This is a genomic window from Vibrio sp. 03_296 (genome assembly GCF_002265885.1).
The window spans coordinates 1-17,848 of record NZ_NPKW01000062.1; the positions used below are offsets into that span (position 1 = coordinate 1).

Here is a 17,848-nt window from a genome sequence, read left to right on the forward strand (position 1 = left end):
AGTTCGAATCAGAAGTATACGTACTTTCTAAAGATGAAGGTGGTCGTCACACTCCATTCTTCAAAGGCTACCGTCCACAGTTCTACTTCCGTACAACTGACGTAACTGGTGATATCTCTCTACCAGAAGGCGTAGAAATGGTAATGCCTGGTGACAACATCCAAATGGTTGTTGAGCTAATCTCTCCAATCGCGATGGACGAAGGTCTACGTTTCGCGATCCGTGAAGGTGGCCGTACTGTTGGTGCTGGTGTTGTTGCTAAGATCTTCGCATAATTCTTTGAATTAAACGAAATCTTGCACTCTTCTTCAATTTGAAGAACAGCGCACAAGAAAAGAGGAAGCTTTGGCTTCCTCTTTTCGTTTATATAAAACATAGCTCGCTTAATAACAAAATAGTCTAAAAACACGCATTACTTATTGTGGTAATGAGAATGATTATCCATTATATTTAACTTCGTAGCGGATAAGTTGAGTTGTAATATGTACGTTTGTTTGTGTCATGGTGTTTCAGACAAGAAAATTCGCAAGCTTGTTATTGAGCAAGGTGTTGCGGATATTCGTGGAATCAAGAAGTGCACTGCATTGGGAAGTCAATGTGGCAAATGCATACGTATGGCGAAAGAGATTATCAACGAAACTGCTCCGGCACTATTCAAGCAAGCCAGTTAAGCTAAACGGCTTTCTTTTTGACACCTTCTCAATTGGTTCTACAGTTATAGAAGCCAAAGAGGAGGGCTATGTCATGAAAGGCGATCCAATAATTATTCAACATCTCAACAAAGTATTAGGCAATGAACTGATTGCCATTAACCAATACTTTCTCCACGCTCGTATGTATAAAGACTGGGGGCTCAAGCACCTCGCGGACAAGGAATATCACGAATCGATCGACGAGATGAAGCATGCAGACCATCTTGTTGAGCGTATTTTGTTTCTTGAAGGCATCCCAAATCTGCAAGACCTAGGTAAGCTCATGATTGGTGAAGATACCCAAGAAATGCTGGAGTGCGATTTAAAGCTGGAGATGGCTGCCATTCCTGATCTTAAAGCGGCGATTGCCTACGCAGAAGATGTGCACGACTATGTATCACGTGATCTTTTTCAAGATATCTTAGAAGACGAAGAAGAGCATGTGGACTGGCTTGAGACGCAACTAGGCCTTATTCAATTGACGGGTATTGAAAACTACTTACAGGCCCAGTTTGTTGATGAGGATTAATCTGACCTCTACGTCTATCGTACCCAAAAGCAAAAGGCGAGTTTTCACTCGCCATTATTGTGTTAGCAATACAGTAAAATGTGTCAGTGATGGCGGTTACTCATAGCCATTTGGGTTGTTGGATTGCCAACGCCAAGTATCTACCACCATGGTCTCTAGTGAGCGTGTCGCTTTCCATCCCAATACTTGTTCTGCATAGGCTGGATCGGCCCAGCATTCAGCAATATCACCGGCACGGCGAGGTTTGATTTCGTAAGGAATCGGACGCTGAGCCGCTTTTTCAAAAGCCGCGACCATTTCAAGTACGCTGTTTCCTTGACCGGTACCAAGGTTAAAGATATGCAATCCTGCTTGCTGCCCCACTTTATTCAAAGCCGCCAAATGACCGTCTGCAAGGTCAATGACGTGAATGTAATCACGAACCCCAGTGCCATCTGGTGTTGGATAGTCGTCACCAAACACGCCCAGTTTTTCGCGTCGACCAACCGCAACTTGAGCGACAAAGGGCAATAAGTTGTTTGGAATGCCTTGAGGATCCTCACCGAGCAAGCCAGACTCGTGAGCGCCCACTGGATTGAAATAACGCAGCAGAGTAATGCTCCAATCAGGATTGGCTTTGTGGAAGTCAGTCAGACACTCTTCCACCATCAATTTGCTGCGGCCATAAGGGTTGGTGGCTGAGGTTGGGAAATCTTCACGGATTGGTACGGAGGCTGGATCACCATAGACGGTGGCGGACGAACTGAAAATAAGGCTCTTAACACCAGCTTTATCCATTTCTCGGACAAGATTTAGGGTGCCTGACACATTGTTATCATAATACATCAGAGGTTTTTCAACCGATTCTCCTACTGCCTTTAGGCCTGCAAAGTGGATGACGCCTTGGATATCGTGCTGAGCAAAGACGTGTTGCAGAATCTCACTGTCACGAATGTCACCTTGATAGAAAGTGGGGCGCACGCCTGTGACCTGTTCAATGCGATCGAGTACCAGCAATTTGCTGTTATAAAGATTGTCCAAAATGATGGGCGTCATTCCTGCTTCGATCATCTGAATACAGGTGTGGCTGCCAATATAACCGCTGCCACCGGTGACCAGTATGTTCATAGTTGTCCTCTGAAATTATATTTCCAATTATCTAGCCAAATTAACTTTGTGAGTTTATTAGAAAAGATTCTCGATGAACAGGATAGGGCAAAGTCAATTTCGAGAAATGTTGAGGCTAAAATAAAGGGCGTATTCCCGAAGAAATACGCCCTAGATACAAAGATAGGATGGCGTTAAATTACGCTTTCATTTTCGCTGCTGCTTTCGCGATCGCTGCGAAGCTCTTAGCGTCTAGAGATGCACCACCAACAAGAGCACCATCGATGTCTGGTTGTGCGAAGTAAGCTTCTGCGTTTTCTGGCTTAACAGAACCACCGTATTGGATGATCACTTGCTCTGCCACTGCTGCATCTTTTGCTGCGATCATCGCACGGATAGAGGCGTGGATACGCTGTGCATCTTCTGCTGTTGCAGCTTTGCCTGTACCGATCGCCCAAATTGGTTCGTAAGCGATGATGGCACCGTTTAGCGCTTCAACACCGTATGCGTCGATCACTGCGTTGATTTGACGTGCACAAACAGCTTCAGTTTCGCCTGCTTCGTTTTGCGCTTCAGTTTCACCAATACAGAAAACAGGTTTTAGACCGTTTTCTTTTAGGAATGCAAACTTCTTCGCTACGAACTCATCTGATTCATTGTGGTATTCACGACGCTCAGAGTGACCAATAATGATGTGAGTAGCACCAAAGTCTTTTAGCATTGCAGGAGACATGTCGCCAGTGAATGCACCGCTGTTGTTGATGTCAGTGTTTTGTGCACCAAGAATGATCTTGTTACCACCTTCAGCGATTAGGCGCTCTGCAAGATCGATGTAAAGTGCTGGCGGCGCTACCGCTACGTCTACACCTTCAACGCCTTCTAGTTCAGCGTTTAGACCAGTTAGCAGTTCAGCAACCATAGTTTTGCTGCCGTTAAGTTTCCAGTTACCCATCACTACAGGACGACGCATAGGAATATCTCCATATCTTTATTGAATCGAAGTCTTCACAGGTGAACCAATGAAGCCAATTTATGTAAAAAATCTACGTAGGAATATAACAGAAATATGTGGATAGATCATGACTCGTGTCATTTCTTGTCGCTTTCTTTGGCTGGTCAGAGCGCGTTAAACTCACTGATATTTCGCTCAGACGAAAACGATTGGTGATCTATCCTGCATAACCATAGCCAATTACTCGGAATTTGTCGGTGAGCTTGGTATTACTCTATGTCAGCGTTACCAATCGAAAATCGGCAACAAAAGGAAGTATCATGCCAAATCTAGTCTTAGAGTATTCAAATTCCGTTGAAGAGCGCGTCAATATTCCCGGTTTATTGGAGGATCTTCACCACATTGCCATCAAAAGTGGCTTGTTCGACGCGCCATCGGTTAAGTCTCGAACGTTGCGCTGCCACCATTGGTTGATTGGAGAAGAAGGGGACAGTGTCGACTTTATCCATGTTAGCTTTGATTTGTTATCAGGACGAACCGAAGAACAAAAACGAGAGCTCTCACGCCAATTGATGGCGGCTCTGCAGGAAACCGCTAGCCATGTGCGCAGTTTGACGGTGAATATTCGAGATATGGATAAGGATAGTTTTCAGAAGGTGGTAAACTGATCCCCATTGCGTTACTTTTCTGGGTAACGGTGGTGTATTTTGTTTGGGATTGTATTTGATGTCGTTAAAAGAACTGCTTTTTTCTTTCCAAGGTCGTATCGGTCGTAAAACATATTGGCTTTGGAATTTGTGTTATTACTTGGGTATTTTGGGTTTTGTGACCGCAGTGTCGAAGTTATTTCCTGCCTATAGCTATATTTTGCTACCGATCTTCTTACTGGCTTTGCTCATCCCAGACTTAGCGGTGACCACGAAACGCTGGCATGACCGTAATAAATCGGCGTATTGGTTAGTACTGAACATACCTTTGATCTTAGGCCGTTTGGCGACGCCTTTGTCTGCTCCTTTAGCACAAGAGCCGAGTGGCATGGAGACATTGATTGGCTCGATAGCGTTGCTGTGTGGTGCTTGGATTTTGCTAGAGTGTGGTTTTCTCAAAGGGACAGAAGGCAGCAACCGTTATGGCGAGCCTGAAAGCTAACTGAAAGAGATTGAATCGTATCTGAAACCAATAAGGCCCCATTTTGGGCCTTATTGGTTTTCGCTCGATCTAATAAAAGCCTTTGGGGGCAAAAGGTATCACTTCTGCGCTGGGTGCTTGTAATTCTGAGCCATCACTGTCCAGGGCTTCACGAAATTTGACCATCTGTTTGGTTAACTCATTCATCAAAACCACGTTAGTGTGGACGGGATTTTTGCAACGGCTAATCACTAAATCGATATGGCTTTGCTGTGCAAGCAACCTCTCTCTCATGGCCTCAGAGGCTGATTGAATCATCTCCTGACACATATCTTGCTTGAACTGATTAAACGCATCTGGATTCTCTGCGGCGAGCGCCATCATCTCATCAAACGATGGTAACTGTTGCTCCGTTTGAAGACTGCCCATAACGACTCTCCCTGTGTTCTGCTGTTGATAACATAAACAGTATCTATACACAAAGCATATGTCAGATTCGGTAAATGGAAAGGGAGGAAATTGCTTGTCCAAAAAATGATACAGTGAGCTCGACTGTGAGATGATCAGAGTTGGATGGTCGATGAAGAGAAAAGGGTCTTTATTCCAGGAGATTATCAAGCCTTTTCTTTACTAACCCTATGGCGCATAATATCTGCACAGGGTAAGAGGGAAACATGAAGACCATAGATAGGATCATTCAATCCATAAAACGAGATGGGGCGGTTACCGCAAAGCAAATCGCGACTGATTTGGGAATGACAACCATGGGCGCTCGTCAACATTTGCAGAGTCTGGAAGAGGATGGTCTGGTGCATTTTCACGATGTGAAGGTGAAAGTCGGCCGTCCAACTCGTCATTGGTCTTTAACGCAAAAGGGACATGAGCAGTTTGCCGATCGTCATGGCGAGTTAACGATTCAAGTTATCGATGCCGTAGAGGCGTTGTTTGGTGCTGAGGGCCTAGCAAAGGTGGCGGCTGAGCGTGAACAAAAAACGTTTTTGCACTATCAAAAGGCGTTAGCTACGTGTTTGGATCTGACCAGTCGACTCGAAATGCTTACCCTGATGAGAGAAGAAGAAGGCTACATGGCAGAGTTAGAAAAGACGGATGAAGGCTATCTGCTGACTGAAAACCATTGTCCGATCTGTAAAGCGGCGCAACGCTGCCCAAGTTTGTGCCAGTCGGAGTTGAATGTGTTCCAAAAGTTGTTTGGTGATGCGTGCCATATCGAGCGCAGTGAGCACATTATCGAAGGCCAGAGGCGTTGTGCTTACCGTATTACAATCGCGAATGGTGGATAGATATTCTGTGTAAGACTTTTAACGAAGAGGGCTGCCTACTAGGCAGCCCTCTTTTCATATTCTCTTTGTATGTTAAAGAATGATCGCTTTCACTTCGTCATCTTTGCGCTCAAGATAATGAATCGACTTGATACGACGAATGGTTCGACAACGGCCGCGAATCAGCAATGTTTCGGTGGTTGCAATATTGCCTTGACGGCTGATGCCTTCAAGTAGATCGCCTTTAGTGATGCCTGTTGCTGAGAAAATGACGTTATCACTGCGTGCCATGTCTTCCAGTTTTAGCACTTTGTTCGCTTCCACGCCCATTTCAGCGCAGCGCTTGAGCTCGAAATCCGCAAACTTACGGTTTTCTTCGTTATCGCCTTTTACTTCGTTACGAGGTAAAAGGCGACCATGCATGTCGCCATCCAATGCACGAATGACGGCTGCTGAGACAACCCCTTCAGGTGCGCCACCAATACAGTACATCACGTCTACTTCACTGTCTGGCATGCAGGTAAGAATCGAAGCGGCCACATCACCATCTGGCACTGCGAAAACACGAACACCCATGCGTTGCATCTCCGCGATCACCTCATCATGACGAGGTTTAGCAAGGGTAATCACCACCAAGGTATCAAGCTTTTTTCCAAGCGCTTGTGCGATGTTCTCGAGGTTTTCTTTTAGTGGCTTGTTAAGATCGATCACCCCTTTTGCTCCAGGGCCGACCACCAGTTTTTCCATGTACATATCTGGTGCTTTTAAAAAGCTCCCTTTTTCACCAGCAGCCAATACCGCAAGAGCGTTTGATTGGCCCATCGCGGTCATGCGCGTCCCTTCGATTGGATCGACCGCGATATCCACTTCATCCCCACCTAGGCCAACACTTTCGCCAATGTAAAGCATCGGGGCATCATCGATTTCACCTTCACCAATAACAATTTCACCACTGATGTCAGTTTTATTCAGCAGGGTGCGCATGACTTCTACAGCAGCGCCATCCGCCGCGTTCTTGTCACCACGGCCTAGCCATTTATAACCCGCTAGAGCTGCGCCTTCTGTGACGCGGGAAAAGGCCATCGCTAAATCGCGTTTCATGTTGTCTCCAAAAAAGTGTTAAATCGAAGGAAGAGTAAAATTGGCGCGATTCTAGCACAAAATGTAGGGGAAACGTTTGCTAAATTCAGTTTGAAGGCGAAAATCGAGGTGCGAGGTGCGAGGTGCGAGGTGCGAGGTGCGAGAGGCCCAAGGCATAAGCGCTCTTAGGGCCTCGTATTTGGTGTCTAGGGTTTTCCCTAGAAGCGGAGAATTACTCGACGTCTTCCATCTTGCCAAGAAGCGCGCGAATGCGTTCTTGCCATTGAGCATGCTCTTGTTGAGTTTGCTGTGCTTTTTGCTCAAGTTGTTCACGTTGAGAGCGTAGTTCATTCGCTTCCGTTTCCAACTTAGCTTTGTCTTCTTTAAGCTCGTCTACTTCCATTTGTAGCAAAGCGATAGTATCGACAGCGGTCTGAATTTTAGCTTCTAGTTTTTCTAATACTTCAAAAGACATCTTGGCCTACCTATATTGATTCGGTTACGAGTGTAGCCCTTGCTACTACTCAAGTCTGTTAGCCTCATTCTACTCAGCACAAGGCCGAGAAACACGCCCTATATTGAATAATTTGCATCATTCGGTCAAAAAAACAGCGCATCTTTACGCCGCGCTGACTTTTGCTCTGTTTTGATTGCTTGCTCAATAGAAAAAAGCGCCAAGGTGACGCTTTTTTCTCTTTAATCTAGCAGCTCTGGTTCTTCTTCAAGATCGGCACTGAGAGGCTCTTGGGAGAGAATGATGCCCGTTGTATCTGCGTAGAGGTAGTCTTCTGGAAGAAAAGTCACTCCACCAAAATTGACCGGAACATCCACTTCGCCAACACCCTGCATGGCAGCACCAACTGGAATAGAGGCTAAAGCTTGAATGCCGATATTCATATCTTCCAGATCATCCACTTCACGCACACAGCCATAAACAACGATGCCTTCCCATTCGTTCTCTTCTGCTATCGCGGCAAGTTCGCCGTCCAGTAATGCTCGGCGCAATGAGCCACCACCATCAACCAAAAGTACACGGCCAACACCATCTTGTTCCAGCGTCTCTCGAATGAGGGCATTGTCTTCAAAACACTTGACTGTGGTGATTTGTCCGGCAAAGGAAGCGCGGCCACCAAAGTTACTGAACATAGGCTCGACTACATCCACTTGGTCCATATAGATATCGCAAAGGGCTGAAGTGTTGTATTCCATGGCATACCTTCTTTGGTCAACGAGATTTCTTTTGAGTATATCCGTGCATTAAGTCATTGCAATGACAATTAATGATTAACTAACAAGAGTTTGAGCTACCACAACAGTTGCAAACAAAATATTAGTGACGAGTGAGCATTTCACTACGACTGGCATCATCGGGGCAATTTGTGCTGGTTTCTCAGTTTGCCAAACGGCTTTACCATGATTAAAGAGCACAATTAGGCTGAGTAAAAATGGCAAACAGAGCCAAATCGAGCTGGGTTGTAGCAGCAAGTAACTCGCAAAGGCCATTAAGGCGCCACCGAGTAAAGCGAAATGGTACTGTTTGGCACGCTGTTGTCCAAGTCGTACGGCAACGGTGCGTTTGCCACAGGCCGCATCATTCTCAATATCACGCATGTTGTTGATATTGAGCACGGCAACGGCCAATAATCCACATCCCAAAGAAGGCAGCAGCAGCGCGGTATCTAAGTGGCCTGTGTGGAGAAAATAAGTGCCCGATACACCCAGTAAACCAAAGAAAATAAACACGGACAGATCACCCAGCCCGACATAACCGTACGGCTTGCTGCCCATGGTATAAGCGATGGCGGCAAAGATGGCCAATACACCGAGTCCAATAAACGCAAGAATACTTTGCAGGCTGCTCAATGCGTAAAACACCAGACACAAGCCTGAGATCATGGTCAAAATGATATTAAACACAATGGCTCGTTTCATCGCTTGAGCAGAAACCGCACCAGACTGCATGGCTCGGATTGGCCCTAATCGTTTGTCGTTATCAGTCCCTTTCACGGCATCGCCATAATCGTTTGCCAAGTTAGAAAGGATTTGTAATAGCGTTGCGGTAACAAACGAGAGTAACGCGATTACAGGTGAAAATTGACCGAATGAATAGGCTAATACGCTGCCAGTTAAAATGGAAACAAGCGCTAAAGGAAGTGTTTTCGGACGAGCGGCATCCAGCCAGATACGCAATGACTGATTCATGAATTTTTCGTGCTAGTAAATAGAATCGTCAGTATACGAATAAAAGCGCACTGAAGAAAGGTTAGCTTAAGCGGGCGCAGTACGGATAAATACGGAGGCGTTGGGTAAGAAAGGGAAGAAAAAGGGCGAGAGAAATGATGCTCTCGCCCTTGTTAGTCAGAGGATTACAGGATGAAACGGCTTAAGTCTTCATCTTCAACAAATTCGCCGAGACGTTGCTGAACATACGCTGCATCAATCACAAACTTGGTGCCTGATTTTTCCGTTGCATCGAATGAGATCTCATCCATCAGGCGTTCCATTACGGTATGTAGACGGCGAGCACCAATGTTCTCTGTGGTTTCATTCACGGTCCAGGCGGCTTCTGCAATTTGCGTGATGCCGTCTTCCGTAAATTCGATGTCCACATCTTCTGTTTTCATCAGAGCGACATATTGTTCTGTCAGTGATGCTCTTGGCTCGGTCAGAATACGCTTGAAATCGTGGCTTGAAAGCGCCTCAAGCTCAACACGGATCGGCAATCGACCTTGCAGTTCAGGAATCAGGTCAGAAGGCTTAGCAACTTGGAAAGCACCAGAGGCAATAAACAGAATATGGTCGGTCTTTACCATACCGTGCTTGGTGGAGACAGTGCTGCCTTCGATAAGAGGCAACAAGTCACGCTGAACGCCTTCTCGAGACACATCCGGGCCTGAGCTCTCACCGCGTTTACAGATTTTATCGATCTCATCGATAAACACGATGCCATTGTTTTCTACACTATAGATGGCTTGCTCTTTAAGTTCATCTTGATTAACCAGCTTAGCGGCTTCTTCTTCAATCAGTGCTTTAAAAGCGTCTTTGATTTTCAATTTGCGCTTTTTACTGGTATTGCCAGCTAGGCTCTGGAACATACCTTGTAGCTGGTTAGTCATCTCTTCCATACCAGGAGGCGCCATGATTTCCACGCCCATCTGTGGCGCAGCGACATTGATTTCAATTTCTTTGTCGTCGAGTTTTCCTTCACGTAGTTTTTTACGGAAGATTTGGCGAGTGTTCGAGGTATCTTCGCTTTGTTCGTTCTGCCCCCAAGCATCACGAGGTGGTGGTAGGAGCGCATCAAGAATTCGTTCTTCCGCGAGCTCTTCTGCACGGAACTTTACTTTTTCCATGGCTTGCTGATGAGTCAGTTTCACCGCCACGTCAGTTAGATCGCGAATAATGCTTTCCACTTCTTTACCCACATAACCCACTTCGGTGAATTTGGTGGCTTCCACTTTAATGAAAGGTGCGTTGGCCAGTTTCGCAAGACGACGAGCGATTTCAGTTTTACCAACCCCAGTCGGGCCTATCATCAGAATATTCTTTGGCGTGACTTCTACGCGCAAGCTTTCTTCAAGTTGCATTCGACGCCAGCGATTACGTAGTGCAATTGCCACAGAGCGTTTTGCGTTGTCTTGACCAATGATGTGTCGATTCAGTTCATGGACAATTTCACGAGGAGTCATTTCAGACATAATCATTCCTTACAATCTGTGGGCGAATTAAGCTTGGCTGAGATTCGGCAATTCTGCTGGGATCTCGAGCTCTTCGATGGTGTGGTTGTGGTTGGTAAACACACAAATATCACCCGCAATGTTCAATGCTTTTTCTGCGATTTCGCGTGCATCGAGTTCGGTATTTTCCAACAATGCGGTCGCGGCTGCTTGTGCATACGCCCCTCCAGACCCAATAGCGATCAAATCGTTTTCTGGCTGTACCACGTCACCATTGCCCGTGATGATCAATGATGCCGTTTCGTCTGCCACGGCCAGTAATGCTTCAAGTTTACGTAATGCACGATCGCTGCGCCAATCTTTCGCCAGTTCAACGGCCGCTTTAGTGAGGTGGCCTTGATGCATCTGCAGTTTACTTTCGAAGCGTTCAAATAGAGTAAACGCATCCGCTGTGCCGCCAGCAAAGCCTGCCAGTACTTTGTTGTGGTATAGACGGCGAACTTTACGCGCATTGCCTTTCATTACCGTGTTACCCAGAGATACTTGCCCATCCCCGGCGATGACGACTTTATTGTTACGACGTACAGAAACGATGGTAGTCACGAGTAGGCCTCTTGATTCTTTTCTATATGGAGTTGAACCCTATATGGGGGAGGGTAAAAAAGAAATCAAGGCTCAAGGTTTGGAATGGAAGGTTAGGGGGAAAGGGAGGCAAAGAAAAGGGGCGAATTACAAGCCCCTTTGGATGAGAATTATTGTTCTTCTTGCCAGATGGCACACGGCTCAATTTTGGCGCGTTGCAATTTATGGCGATCGCGTTCAGCGTCACGTTTTAGCTTATATGGTCCTAAGACCACGCGATACCAATCACTGCCTTCTTTCTTTTTGACGGTACTGGTAATGCCTTGAAAAGCGATGTCGAGTTTACGATGTTCCGCTTGTTCACTTTTTTTGTAGGCGCCACACTGCATAATGTAAGGAATCTTAGGCACTTCTTGTTCTTTGGCCACCACTTCGATTTCTCGATTTGGTAAGCTTTCAACGTATTGCCATTTTTCTTCTGGTGGAGGCGGCAGTTCTTTTTTCGCCGGCGGTTTAGGTTTGCTCACCGGTTTGTTTTCTACAACGGGTGTTGGCGGCTCTGGGTCATTGCTGAGGGTATACAAACCATAGCCAAAACCACCCAGTAGCACGATAGCTAACAGGCCGGCAAGCCAAGGTTTTTTTCTACGAGGAGCTGCTTTTTTGGTCGGCTTTTTAGGACTACGACCACGTCTTACATAATCTTTAGCCACGGAAAATACAAACAATTGTTATGCTAGCCCGCTATGGTAATGCAGAATGCCAAGCGTTAACAGGGAAACGTCGCAGAAAAGGAAGCGAGGCTGCAAATAACCTCGCTGCCGGTTGGTTTCGGTTAGCGTAAGCCCGGAGGTGCTGCGCTACCACGAACCACCAATTTGGTTTCAAGTAGGCGTGAGCCACTGTGAATGTCATGCCCTTTCAGCAGCTCTAACATCATTAGCATCGCTTGACGACCAATCTCATAGCGTGGTTGTGAGATGGTGGTTAGCGGAGGATCGCAATATTGGGCGAACTGGATGTCATCGAAGCCGACAATTGACAGATCCTGGGGTACTCGGAAGCCCAATTTTTTCGCTTCTTGAATCGCCCCGATAGCCATGGTGTCACAATGACAGAAGACGGCGGTTGGCGCATCATTCATTTCTAGCAGATGACGGATCGCTTTCGCCCCACCTTCAAAAGAGAACTCAGACTCAACACAATATTGTGGGTTCATTGTGATGCCGGCACGGCGCAAAGCTTGTTGATAGCCTTGTTGTCTAAACTGACAAAGTGCTGCGGATTTTGGCCCTGAAATTTGGGCGATGCGTTTGTGGCCCAGTTGAGTCAGGTAGTTCACCGCTTCAAAGGCAGAGGTCAAGTTATCGATATGAACCGTCGGCAGTTCGAGGTCGGGGGCGAACTCGCAGGCCATGACCATCGGAGGAAGATTTTTCTGTTCTGGCTTGCTCACATCAAAAGGTAAGTCAGTACCAAGCAGTAGCATACCATCCGCTTGCTTGGTAAAAACGAGATTGACGAGTGAGCTTTCACGGCGCTTTTGTTGGCCGCTGTCACCGAGTAGAACCAAATATCCCTGCTCAATGGCGGCATCTTCAATGCCACGAATGATCTCTGTGTAGTAAGGATCACAAATGTCAGGAACGATCGCGACGATAGTGCGTGACTCGTTGCGGCGTAAATTGCGTGCCAGCGAATTTGGGGAATAACCAGCTTCCAACACCGCATCTTCCACACGCTTACGCGTTGTGGCGGATACTTTGTCTGGATTCATCAGCGCTCTCGAAACCGTTGCCGTTGAAACTCCTGCAAGCTGGGCAACATCCTTCATTGTCGCCATATACTAACCCTCTCAAAATGTTCGCCAATTATGACGTTTAGTTATTGTTCTGATTCGGAAAATAAAATCGAATTATGAGTTGCCTCGTTCTAATTTGAATAGTCTATTCAATTCTTTATTTAAAGTTACGGGCGAATTAACAAAATCCGCATTTCATTCGTGATGGTCGTCACGTAAAGAAGCAAATTGTTGCAATTTTCAACGTTAGAGTGAGGTGGTAAACGTTTGCTAACTCAGATCCTGCGGCTCAATATCCAAATTCCAACGTACTTTTTTTGCATCTGGTAACAAATCGATAGCAGGTTTCGTGCTCGAGAGTATTTTCTGCATCAAGGAACGATGTTGAGTTTGAAGCAGAAGCTGCCAGCGGTATTTGCCCGCACGTTTGGCTAGTGGGGCGGGTGTTGGGCCGAGCACGAGACAACTGTGATCAAACAAGGGATGAGACTCGAGAGTCATACGCACTTGGCGCAAGAATGTTTCGACGATTTCACTGTGATTGGCTTCTGCGCGAAATAGCGTTAGAAAACTAAACGGGGGAAGTTGGGCAATTTTCCGTTCTTCCAGTGCAGACTGCGCAAAGTGCCGGTAATCCTTGGTCAACAGAGCTTTGAGCAAAGTGTGTTCTGGATGATGGGTTTGTAAGATCACTTCGCCAGGTTTGCTGGCACGCCCTGCTCGTCCCGCGACTTGAATAAACAACTGAGCCAATCGCTCGGACGCTCGGAAGTCACTGCTGTATAATGACCCATCAACATCCAATAGTGCCACTAACGTCACGTCTGGGAAATGATGGCCTTTAGCCAGCATTTGCGTGCCAATTAAAATTTGGTATTCCCCTTTGCGAATGGCTTCTAAAGCGCTTTCGAGGCTACCTTTGCGTCGTGTGCTATCGCGGTCGATGCGAATTGCTTTGTAGTCAGGAAACAGGGTCGTCAACTGGTTTTCCAGTTGCTCAGTGCCGACACCAACTGTCACCAGTTGTGTAGAGCCACAACCTTGGCACTGGTGAATAATAGGTTGTTGAGAGCCACAGTGGTGACAGCGGATTTCATTGCTGTACTGGTGATAAGTGTAATAGGCATCGCAGCGTTTGCACTCGGCAATCCAACCACATTCATGGCACATTAACGCAGGGGAGAAGCCTCGACGATTGAGAAATAGCATCACCTGATTGCCCGCTTTTAAATGACGACGCATTTCAGCAATGAGTGGCGCTGAGAGGCCACTTTCCAGATAGAGCCCTTTGACATCCAGCACTTTATTGGTGGTTGGCACGGCCATTCCTGCTCGTTGGGTCAGCGAGAGATGATGATATTTGCCCGTAAGTGCGTTGTGTAAGGTTTCTAACGCGGGCGTGGCTGAACCGAGAACAATTGGAATGCCTTCTTTTGCCGCTCGCATCACAGCCACATCGCGAGCATGGTAACGCAGGCTATCTTGTTGTTTGTATGAAGCGTCGTGCTCTTCATCGACAATGATGATCCCTAGCTGGGCAAATGGGATCAGTAGTGCAGAGCGTGTACCAATGACAATGCCCGCCGCTTTGTCTCGTGCGGAAAGCCAAGCGTTGAGACGTTCAGTATCATTAAGACCAGAATGGATGACGGCGACTGGCACATCAAACCGTTGACGAAAACGATTGATGGTTTGTGGTGTTAAACCAATTTCAGGGACCAACACCAGGGCCTGTTTACCTTGTTCCAAAATGGGTTTGATCAAGTTGAGATAAACTTCGGTTTTGCCTGAGCCTGTGACCCCTTCCAACAAATAACAGCCAAAGTCTGTCTGGCTGTTTACGGTGGCAATGGCAATGGCTTGCTCTTGGTTGAGTTTCGGCTTATCGACGGGATGTTCAATCGGATTCCCCCAACGAGTTAACTGTGGCGTTTTTTCTTCACAGGTGATCCAGCCTTTTTCTTCCAAGGTGCGTAAGGTTGTGGATGCCACTTCCTCATCTAGAAAGGCCTGGTGAGGCAGAGGGCCATTAGCAAGCATATTCAATACTTTCGCTTGCTTTATCGCGCGACTGTTTAGCCCTTGCATCAACTGGTTTTTGCCTAACTCGGTCAACTGCCATTCTTGTAGAGTCGCAAAGTCAGCCGCTTTACCTTTTCTTAGTGCTGCAGGGAGGGCGTTATGCAGTGTTTCACCAAGGGGATATTGGTAAAACTGGCTACACCAAAGTAATAAACTGTAGACGGAATCGGGCCAAATAGAACGATGATCCAACACCGCTTTAAGGGGTTTAAGTTGCTCGCGTGGAAAGTCTGATTCTTGAACTAAAGCGGTGACAATGCCAATCAAGGTTTGTCGTCCAAACGGCACACTCACGCGACCACCAATGATCGGAAAAAGGTGTCCAGGAACGAGATAATCAAATTGTTTATCGAGTGGCACTGGCAGCGCAACACGAGCAATGGATGGACGCATAACGTGGTGTTTCATGGCAAAAATAATGACTTACAGTCTAATGGAAGCGAGGTAGAAATACGAGAAAAGGGCATGCTCGAACAGAGAGAGGAAAACTGTATAAAAAACTAGCGGAAAATCGCGGAAATAGGTTGATTCGAAAGAGACGATTCATTACTATATCGCGCCTTAAGATATGGCTTTAATTCTATTTTAGCGGTATCTGAGTTTTATTTTTAACTGCGTGTGGTGTGCGGCAAAGACTCGTATAGCGACACGGCCTACTATTTGAGGTTATCCCATGAAAGCTGGTATCCATCCAGAATACAAAGCAGTAAACGCAACTTGTTCTTGCGGCAACTCTTTCGTTTTCAACTCTACTCTAGATAAAGAATCTATCCACCTAGACGTATGTGACAAGTGCCACCCATTCTACACTGGTAAGCAACGTATCGTTGATACAGGCGGCCGTGTTGATCGCTTCAACAAGCGTTTCGGTGCTCTATCAAGCGGTAAGAAATAATAGCGTTAGCTATTGCTGTTTGAGAAAAAAGGTCGCTTATGCGGCCTTTTTTGCATTCAGCGTCTAGGTGACGCTTTCTCTCAAGCTCCCTCCCTTATGCCATCTGGTCTTACTTCTATCTTATTCACAATTTTTATAGATTTGCCTCGCAATCTTGGCTAGGAAGATTGACTTATATCAATTAGAATTTCTCTCTAAATTGAACAAAAAGGCAGAGTTTTTGTTCAAGCTAAAGTGTTCCCCCCTTTACCGTACACGCAAAAAGAGAATAACCATTTATGTCCGATGACAATAGCCAGCAAATGACCCCTGAAGAAGTACTTCGCCAACAAGCTCTTGATTATCATGCTTTGCCAACGGCGGGTAAAATTGCCGTCGCTCTAACCAAACCTGCGGAAACCGCTAAAGATCTTGCTTTAGCTTACAGTCCAGGTGTCGCAGAGCCGGTTCGCGAAATCGCACAAAACCCAGACAACGTTTACAAGTACACCTCAAAGGGAAATATGGTGGCCGTTATCTCTAACGGTACGGCTATTTTGGGCCTAGGTAATTTAGGTCCTTTGGCATCAAAGCCAGTAATGGAAGGGAAGGCGCTGCTGTTTAAGCGTTTTGCTGGTCTTGATTCTATCGATATCGAAGTGAAGCATCGCACCATCGACGAATTTGTGGATACGGTAGCGAACATTGCAGATACCTTTGGTGGTATCAACCTAGAAGACATCAAAGCCCCGGATTGTTTTGAAATTGAAAAACGTCTGATTGAGCGTTGCGATGTACCCGTCTTCCATGATGACCAACACGGTACGGCGATCGTGACTGCCGCTGGTATGCTGAATGCGATTGAGTTGCAGGGTAAAAAGTTGAACGAGTGTATTATCGTTTGTCTTGGCGCTGGGGCTGCTGCGGTGGCGTGTATGGAGCTGTTGATCAAATGTGGCGCGATGCGTGAAAAGATCTACATGCTGGATCGTAAAGGTGTGATTCACACACGTCGTGATGATCTCAACGAATACAAGCAACTGTTTGCCAACAATACAGACAAGCGCACACTAGAAGATGTGATCAGCGGTGCGGATCTCTTCCTTGGCGTGTCTGGTCCAAACCTAATGCCAGCAGAAGCGCTGAAGCTGATGGCGGATAAACCGGTTGTGTTTGCGTGTTCAAACCCTGATCCAGAGATCAAGCCAGAGTTGGCGCATGAAGTGCGCAGCGATCTTATTATGGGTACAGGACGCAGCGACTATCCAAACCAAGTGAACAACGTGTTGTGCTTCCCATTCATTTTCCGTGGTGCACTGGATGTTCGTGCGAGTGAAATCAATGATGAAATGAAGTTGGCAGCGGTTGAAGCGATTCGTCAATTGGCGAAAGAGCCAGTGCCAGAAGCGGTATTGAAAGCGGCAGGTGTTGAATCGCTGAGCTTTGGTCCGCAATACATTATTCCAAAACCAATGGATTCACGTTTGTTGCCTCGCGTGGCGAAAGCCGTTGCTCAGGCGGCCGTTGATACCGGTGTTGCTCGTATTCCAATGCCAGAAAACTACATGGCCGAGTAAATCATAGCCTAAACAAACGGGACGCTTTAAGCGTCCCGTTTTTGATCAGATACCACTTTCCCCCGGTGTGGTAAAGCTAACGAGGTTTAGTCGTCATACGCTTCAAATTCGATACCCATCGCCGTCATTAATTCTTTGGCTTCTGTTGGGATATCATCCGGGCGATCCTTTCTGAGATCTTCATCCGTCGGCAGTGGCTGGCCTGTGTACGCATGCAGGAATGCCTCACACAACAACTCACTATTTGTTGCGTGGCGTAGGTTGTTAATTTGACGACGAGTACGTTCATCCGTCAGAACTTTTAGTACTTTAAGCGGGATAGAAACGGTAATTTTTTTTACTTGCTCGCTTTTCTTTCCATGCTCTGCGTATGGACTTATGTATTCGCCATTCCAGTCAGCCATTGCGCACCTTCAGAGTAATAATCGGTTAATAAAAATTGTAAGCGGAGATTTTAGCTGGATTTACCGCCATAAGCAAAGACATATAGACGTCTAGAAGTGTTGAC

At 46.5% G+C, this 17,848-nt stretch carries 20 protein-coding genes and 1 pseudogene; 8 read left to right on the top strand and 13 right to left on the bottom strand.

The genetic code is table 11. The annotated features are described in order from the left end of the window. The 3 genes and pseudogenes from tuf to bfr form a co-directional block, all read left to right on the top strand. A pseudogene (tuf, locus tag CIK04_RS07365) lies at positions 1-275 on the top strand (elongation factor Tu); the annotation flags it as partial. A gap of 207 nt (positions 276-482) precedes the next feature. After that, positions 483-671 (top strand): (2Fe-2S)-binding protein, encoded by a 189-nt coding sequence (locus CIK04_RS07370; protein WP_011079319.1) that lies wholly within the window; start codon positions 483-485, stop codon positions 669-671. 73 nt (positions 672-744) lie between these two features. Then, on the top strand, positions 745-1,221 hold the full coding sequence (gene bfr / locus CIK04_RS07375; RefSeq protein ID WP_011079320.1) for a bacterioferritin: 477 nt from the start codon (positions 745-747) through the stop codon (positions 1,219-1,221). Positions 1,222-1,317: 96 nt separating this feature from the next. Here bfr and galE read toward each other — a convergent pair whose 3' ends face one another. Both galE and tpiA read right to left on the bottom strand, forming a co-directional pair. Then, positions 1,318-2,328, bottom strand: coding sequence for a UDP-glucose 4-epimerase GalE (galE, locus tag CIK04_RS07380; RefSeq protein ID WP_038940282.1), 1,011 nt, complete (start codon positions 2,326-2,328; stop codon positions 1,318-1,320). Positions 2,329-2,506: 178 nt separating this feature from the next. After that, the gene (tpiA, locus tag CIK04_RS07385) at positions 2,507-3,277 is read right to left on the bottom strand and encodes a triose-phosphate isomerase (protein WP_011079322.1); all 771 of its coding nucleotides are present in this window, start codon (positions 3,275-3,277) and stop codon (positions 2,507-2,509) included. A gap of 302 nt (positions 3,278-3,579) precedes the next feature. Here tpiA and CIK04_RS07390 point away from each other — a divergent pair, with 302 nt between their 5' ends. Then, on the top strand, positions 3,580-3,927 hold the full coding sequence (locus CIK04_RS07390) for a 5-carboxymethyl-2-hydroxymuconate Delta-isomerase (protein WP_011079323.1): 348 nt from the start codon (positions 3,580-3,582) through the stop codon (positions 3,925-3,927). Between the two features lie 58 nt (positions 3,928-3,985). Beyond that, entirely contained in the window at positions 3,986-4,408 is a 423-nt protein-coding gene (locus tag CIK04_RS07395; RefSeq protein ID WP_053543462.1) for a DUF805 domain-containing protein, read from the top strand. 69 nt (positions 4,409-4,477) lie between these two features. Here CIK04_RS07395 and CIK04_RS07400 read toward each other — a convergent pair whose 3' ends face one another. Beyond that, a complete protein-coding gene (locus CIK04_RS07400; protein ID WP_011079325.1) occupies positions 4,478-4,816 on the bottom strand; it encodes a DUF3135 domain-containing protein in 339 nt (112 codons plus the stop codon). A gap of 245 nt (positions 4,817-5,061) precedes the next feature. Here CIK04_RS07400 and CIK04_RS07405 point away from each other — a divergent pair, with 245 nt between their 5' ends. Further along, positions 5,062-5,688 (top strand): metalloregulator ArsR/SmtB family transcription factor, encoded by a 627-nt coding sequence (locus tag CIK04_RS07405; RefSeq protein ID WP_017419634.1) that lies wholly within the window; start codon positions 5,062-5,064, stop codon positions 5,686-5,688. A gap of 72 nt (positions 5,689-5,760) precedes the next feature. On the opposite strand, the gene glpX is transcribed toward CIK04_RS07405, so the two are convergent. From glpX to priA, 9 genes are all read right to left on the bottom strand, one after another. Next, the gene (glpX, locus tag CIK04_RS07410) at positions 5,761-6,768 is read right to left on the bottom strand and encodes a class II fructose-bisphosphatase (protein ID WP_097353325.1); all 1,008 of its coding nucleotides are present in this window, start codon (positions 6,766-6,768) and stop codon (positions 5,761-5,763) included. 211 nt (positions 6,769-6,979) lie between these two features. Beyond that, positions 6,980-7,222, bottom strand: coding sequence for a cell division protein ZapB (gene zapB / locus CIK04_RS07415; protein WP_017789752.1), 243 nt, complete (start codon positions 7,220-7,222; stop codon positions 6,980-6,982). 221 nt (positions 7,223-7,443) lie between these two features. Continuing rightward, positions 7,444-7,956, bottom strand: a complete 513-nt coding sequence (gene rraA / locus CIK04_RS07420) for a ribonuclease E activity regulator RraA (RefSeq protein ID WP_017419637.1) — start codon at positions 7,954-7,956, stop codon at positions 7,444-7,446. 75 nt (positions 7,957-8,031) lie between these two features. Beyond that, the gene (locus tag CIK04_RS07425; RefSeq protein ID WP_017419638.1) at positions 8,032-8,949 is read right to left on the bottom strand and encodes a 1,4-dihydroxy-2-naphthoate polyprenyltransferase; all 918 of its coding nucleotides are present in this window, start codon (positions 8,947-8,949) and stop codon (positions 8,032-8,034) included. Positions 8,950-9,113: 164 nt separating this feature from the next. Then, positions 9,114-10,445 (bottom strand): HslU--HslV peptidase ATPase subunit, encoded by a 1,332-nt coding sequence (gene hslU, locus CIK04_RS07430; protein ID WP_011079331.1) that lies wholly within the window; start codon positions 10,443-10,445, stop codon positions 9,114-9,116. A 27-nt stretch (positions 10,446-10,472) separates the two neighbouring features. Further along, complete coding sequence (gene hslV / locus CIK04_RS07435; protein ID WP_017419639.1) at positions 10,473-11,027, bottom strand: ATP-dependent protease subunit HslV; 555 nt, start codon at positions 11,025-11,027, stop codon at positions 10,473-10,475. Between the two features lie 149 nt (positions 11,028-11,176). Next, the gene (locus tag CIK04_RS07440; RefSeq protein ID WP_017419640.1) at positions 11,177-11,734 is read right to left on the bottom strand and encodes an SPOR domain-containing protein; all 558 of its coding nucleotides are present in this window, start codon (positions 11,732-11,734) and stop codon (positions 11,177-11,179) included. 107 nt (positions 11,735-11,841) lie between these two features. Beyond that, a complete protein-coding gene (cytR, locus tag CIK04_RS07445) occupies positions 11,842-12,849 on the bottom strand; it encodes a DNA-binding transcriptional regulator CytR (protein WP_011079334.1) in 1,008 nt (335 codons plus the stop codon). Positions 12,850-13,077: 228 nt separating this feature from the next. Then, positions 13,078-15,282 (bottom strand): primosomal protein N', encoded by a 2,205-nt coding sequence (priA, locus tag CIK04_RS07450; protein ID WP_097353326.1) that lies wholly within the window; start codon positions 15,280-15,282, stop codon positions 13,078-13,080. 280 nt (positions 15,283-15,562) lie between these two features. On the opposite strand from priA, the gene rpmE reads away from it, so the two are divergent. Both rpmE and CIK04_RS07460 read left to right on the top strand, forming a co-directional pair. Next, a complete protein-coding gene (gene rpmE, locus CIK04_RS07455; RefSeq protein WP_011079336.1) occupies positions 15,563-15,784 on the top strand; it encodes a 50S ribosomal protein L31 in 222 nt (73 codons plus the stop codon). Positions 15,785-16,062: 278 nt separating this feature from the next. Next, the gene (locus CIK04_RS07460) at positions 16,063-17,340 is read left to right on the top strand and encodes a malic enzyme-like NAD(P)-binding protein (protein ID WP_011079337.1); all 1,278 of its coding nucleotides are present in this window, start codon (positions 16,063-16,065) and stop codon (positions 17,338-17,340) included. 86 nt (positions 17,341-17,426) lie between these two features. Here CIK04_RS07460 and metJ read toward each other — a convergent pair whose 3' ends face one another. Continuing rightward, the gene (metJ, locus tag CIK04_RS07465; protein WP_011079338.1) at positions 17,427-17,744 is read right to left on the bottom strand and encodes a met regulon transcriptional regulator MetJ; all 318 of its coding nucleotides are present in this window, start codon (positions 17,742-17,744) and stop codon (positions 17,427-17,429) included. Positions 17,745-17,848 lie beyond the last annotated feature (104 nt).

Excerpts from the sequence above, each read along its gene's own strand:
- CIK04_RS07370 (WP_011079319.1), top strand. The coding sequence starts at position 483 with ATGTACGTTTGTTTGTGTCATGGTGTTTCAGACAAGAAAATTCGCAAG.
- bfr (WP_011079320.1), top strand. The coding sequence starts at position 745 with ATGAAAGGCGATCCAATAATTATTCAACATCTCAACAAAGTATTAGGC.
- galE (WP_038940282.1), bottom strand. The coding sequence starts at position 2,328 with ATGAACATACTGGTCACCGGTGGCAGCGGTTATATTGGCAGCCACACC.
- tpiA (WP_011079322.1), bottom strand. The coding sequence starts at position 3,277 with ATGCGTCGTCCTGTAGTGATGGGTAACTGGAAACTTAACGGCAGCAAA.
- CIK04_RS07390 (WP_011079323.1), top strand. The coding sequence starts at position 3,580 with ATGCCAAATCTAGTCTTAGAGTATTCAAATTCCGTTGAAGAGCGCGTC.
- CIK04_RS07395 (WP_053543462.1), top strand. The coding sequence starts at position 3,986 with ATGTCGTTAAAAGAACTGCTTTTTTCTTTCCAAGGTCGTATCGGTCGT.
- CIK04_RS07400 (WP_011079325.1), bottom strand. The coding sequence starts at position 4,816 with ATGGGCAGTCTTCAAACGGAGCAACAGTTACCATCGTTTGATGAGATG.
- CIK04_RS07405 (WP_017419634.1), top strand. The coding sequence starts at position 5,062 with ATGAAGACCATAGATAGGATCATTCAATCCATAAAACGAGATGGGGCG.
- glpX (WP_097353325.1), bottom strand. The coding sequence starts at position 6,768 with ATGAAACGCGATTTAGCGATGGCCTTTTCCCGCGTCACAGAAGGCGCA.
- zapB (WP_017789752.1), bottom strand. The coding sequence starts at position 7,222 with ATGTCTTTTGAAGTATTAGAAAAACTAGAAGCTAAAATTCAGACCGCT.
- rraA (WP_017419637.1), bottom strand. The coding sequence starts at position 7,956 with ATGGAATACAACACTTCAGCCCTTTGCGATATCTATATGGACCAAGTG.
- CIK04_RS07425 (WP_017419638.1), bottom strand. The coding sequence starts at position 8,949 with ATGAATCAGTCATTGCGTATCTGGCTGGATGCCGCTCGTCCGAAAACA.
- hslU (WP_011079331.1), bottom strand. The coding sequence starts at position 10,445 with ATGTCTGAAATGACTCCTCGTGAAATTGTCCATGAACTGAATCGACAC.
- cytR (WP_011079334.1), bottom strand. The coding sequence starts at position 12,849 with ATGGCGACAATGAAGGATGTTGCCCAGCTTGCAGGAGTTTCAACGGCA.
- priA (WP_097353326.1), bottom strand. The coding sequence starts at position 15,282 with ATGCGTCCATCCATTGCTCGTGTTGCGCTGCCAGTGCCACTCGATAAA.
- rpmE (WP_011079336.1), top strand. The coding sequence starts at position 15,563 with ATGAAAGCTGGTATCCATCCAGAATACAAAGCAGTAAACGCAACTTGT.
- CIK04_RS07460 (WP_011079337.1), top strand. The coding sequence starts at position 16,063 with ATGTCCGATGACAATAGCCAGCAAATGACCCCTGAAGAAGTACTTCGC.
- metJ (WP_011079338.1), bottom strand. The coding sequence starts at position 17,744 with ATGGCTGACTGGAATGGCGAATACATAAGTCCATACGCAGAGCATGGA.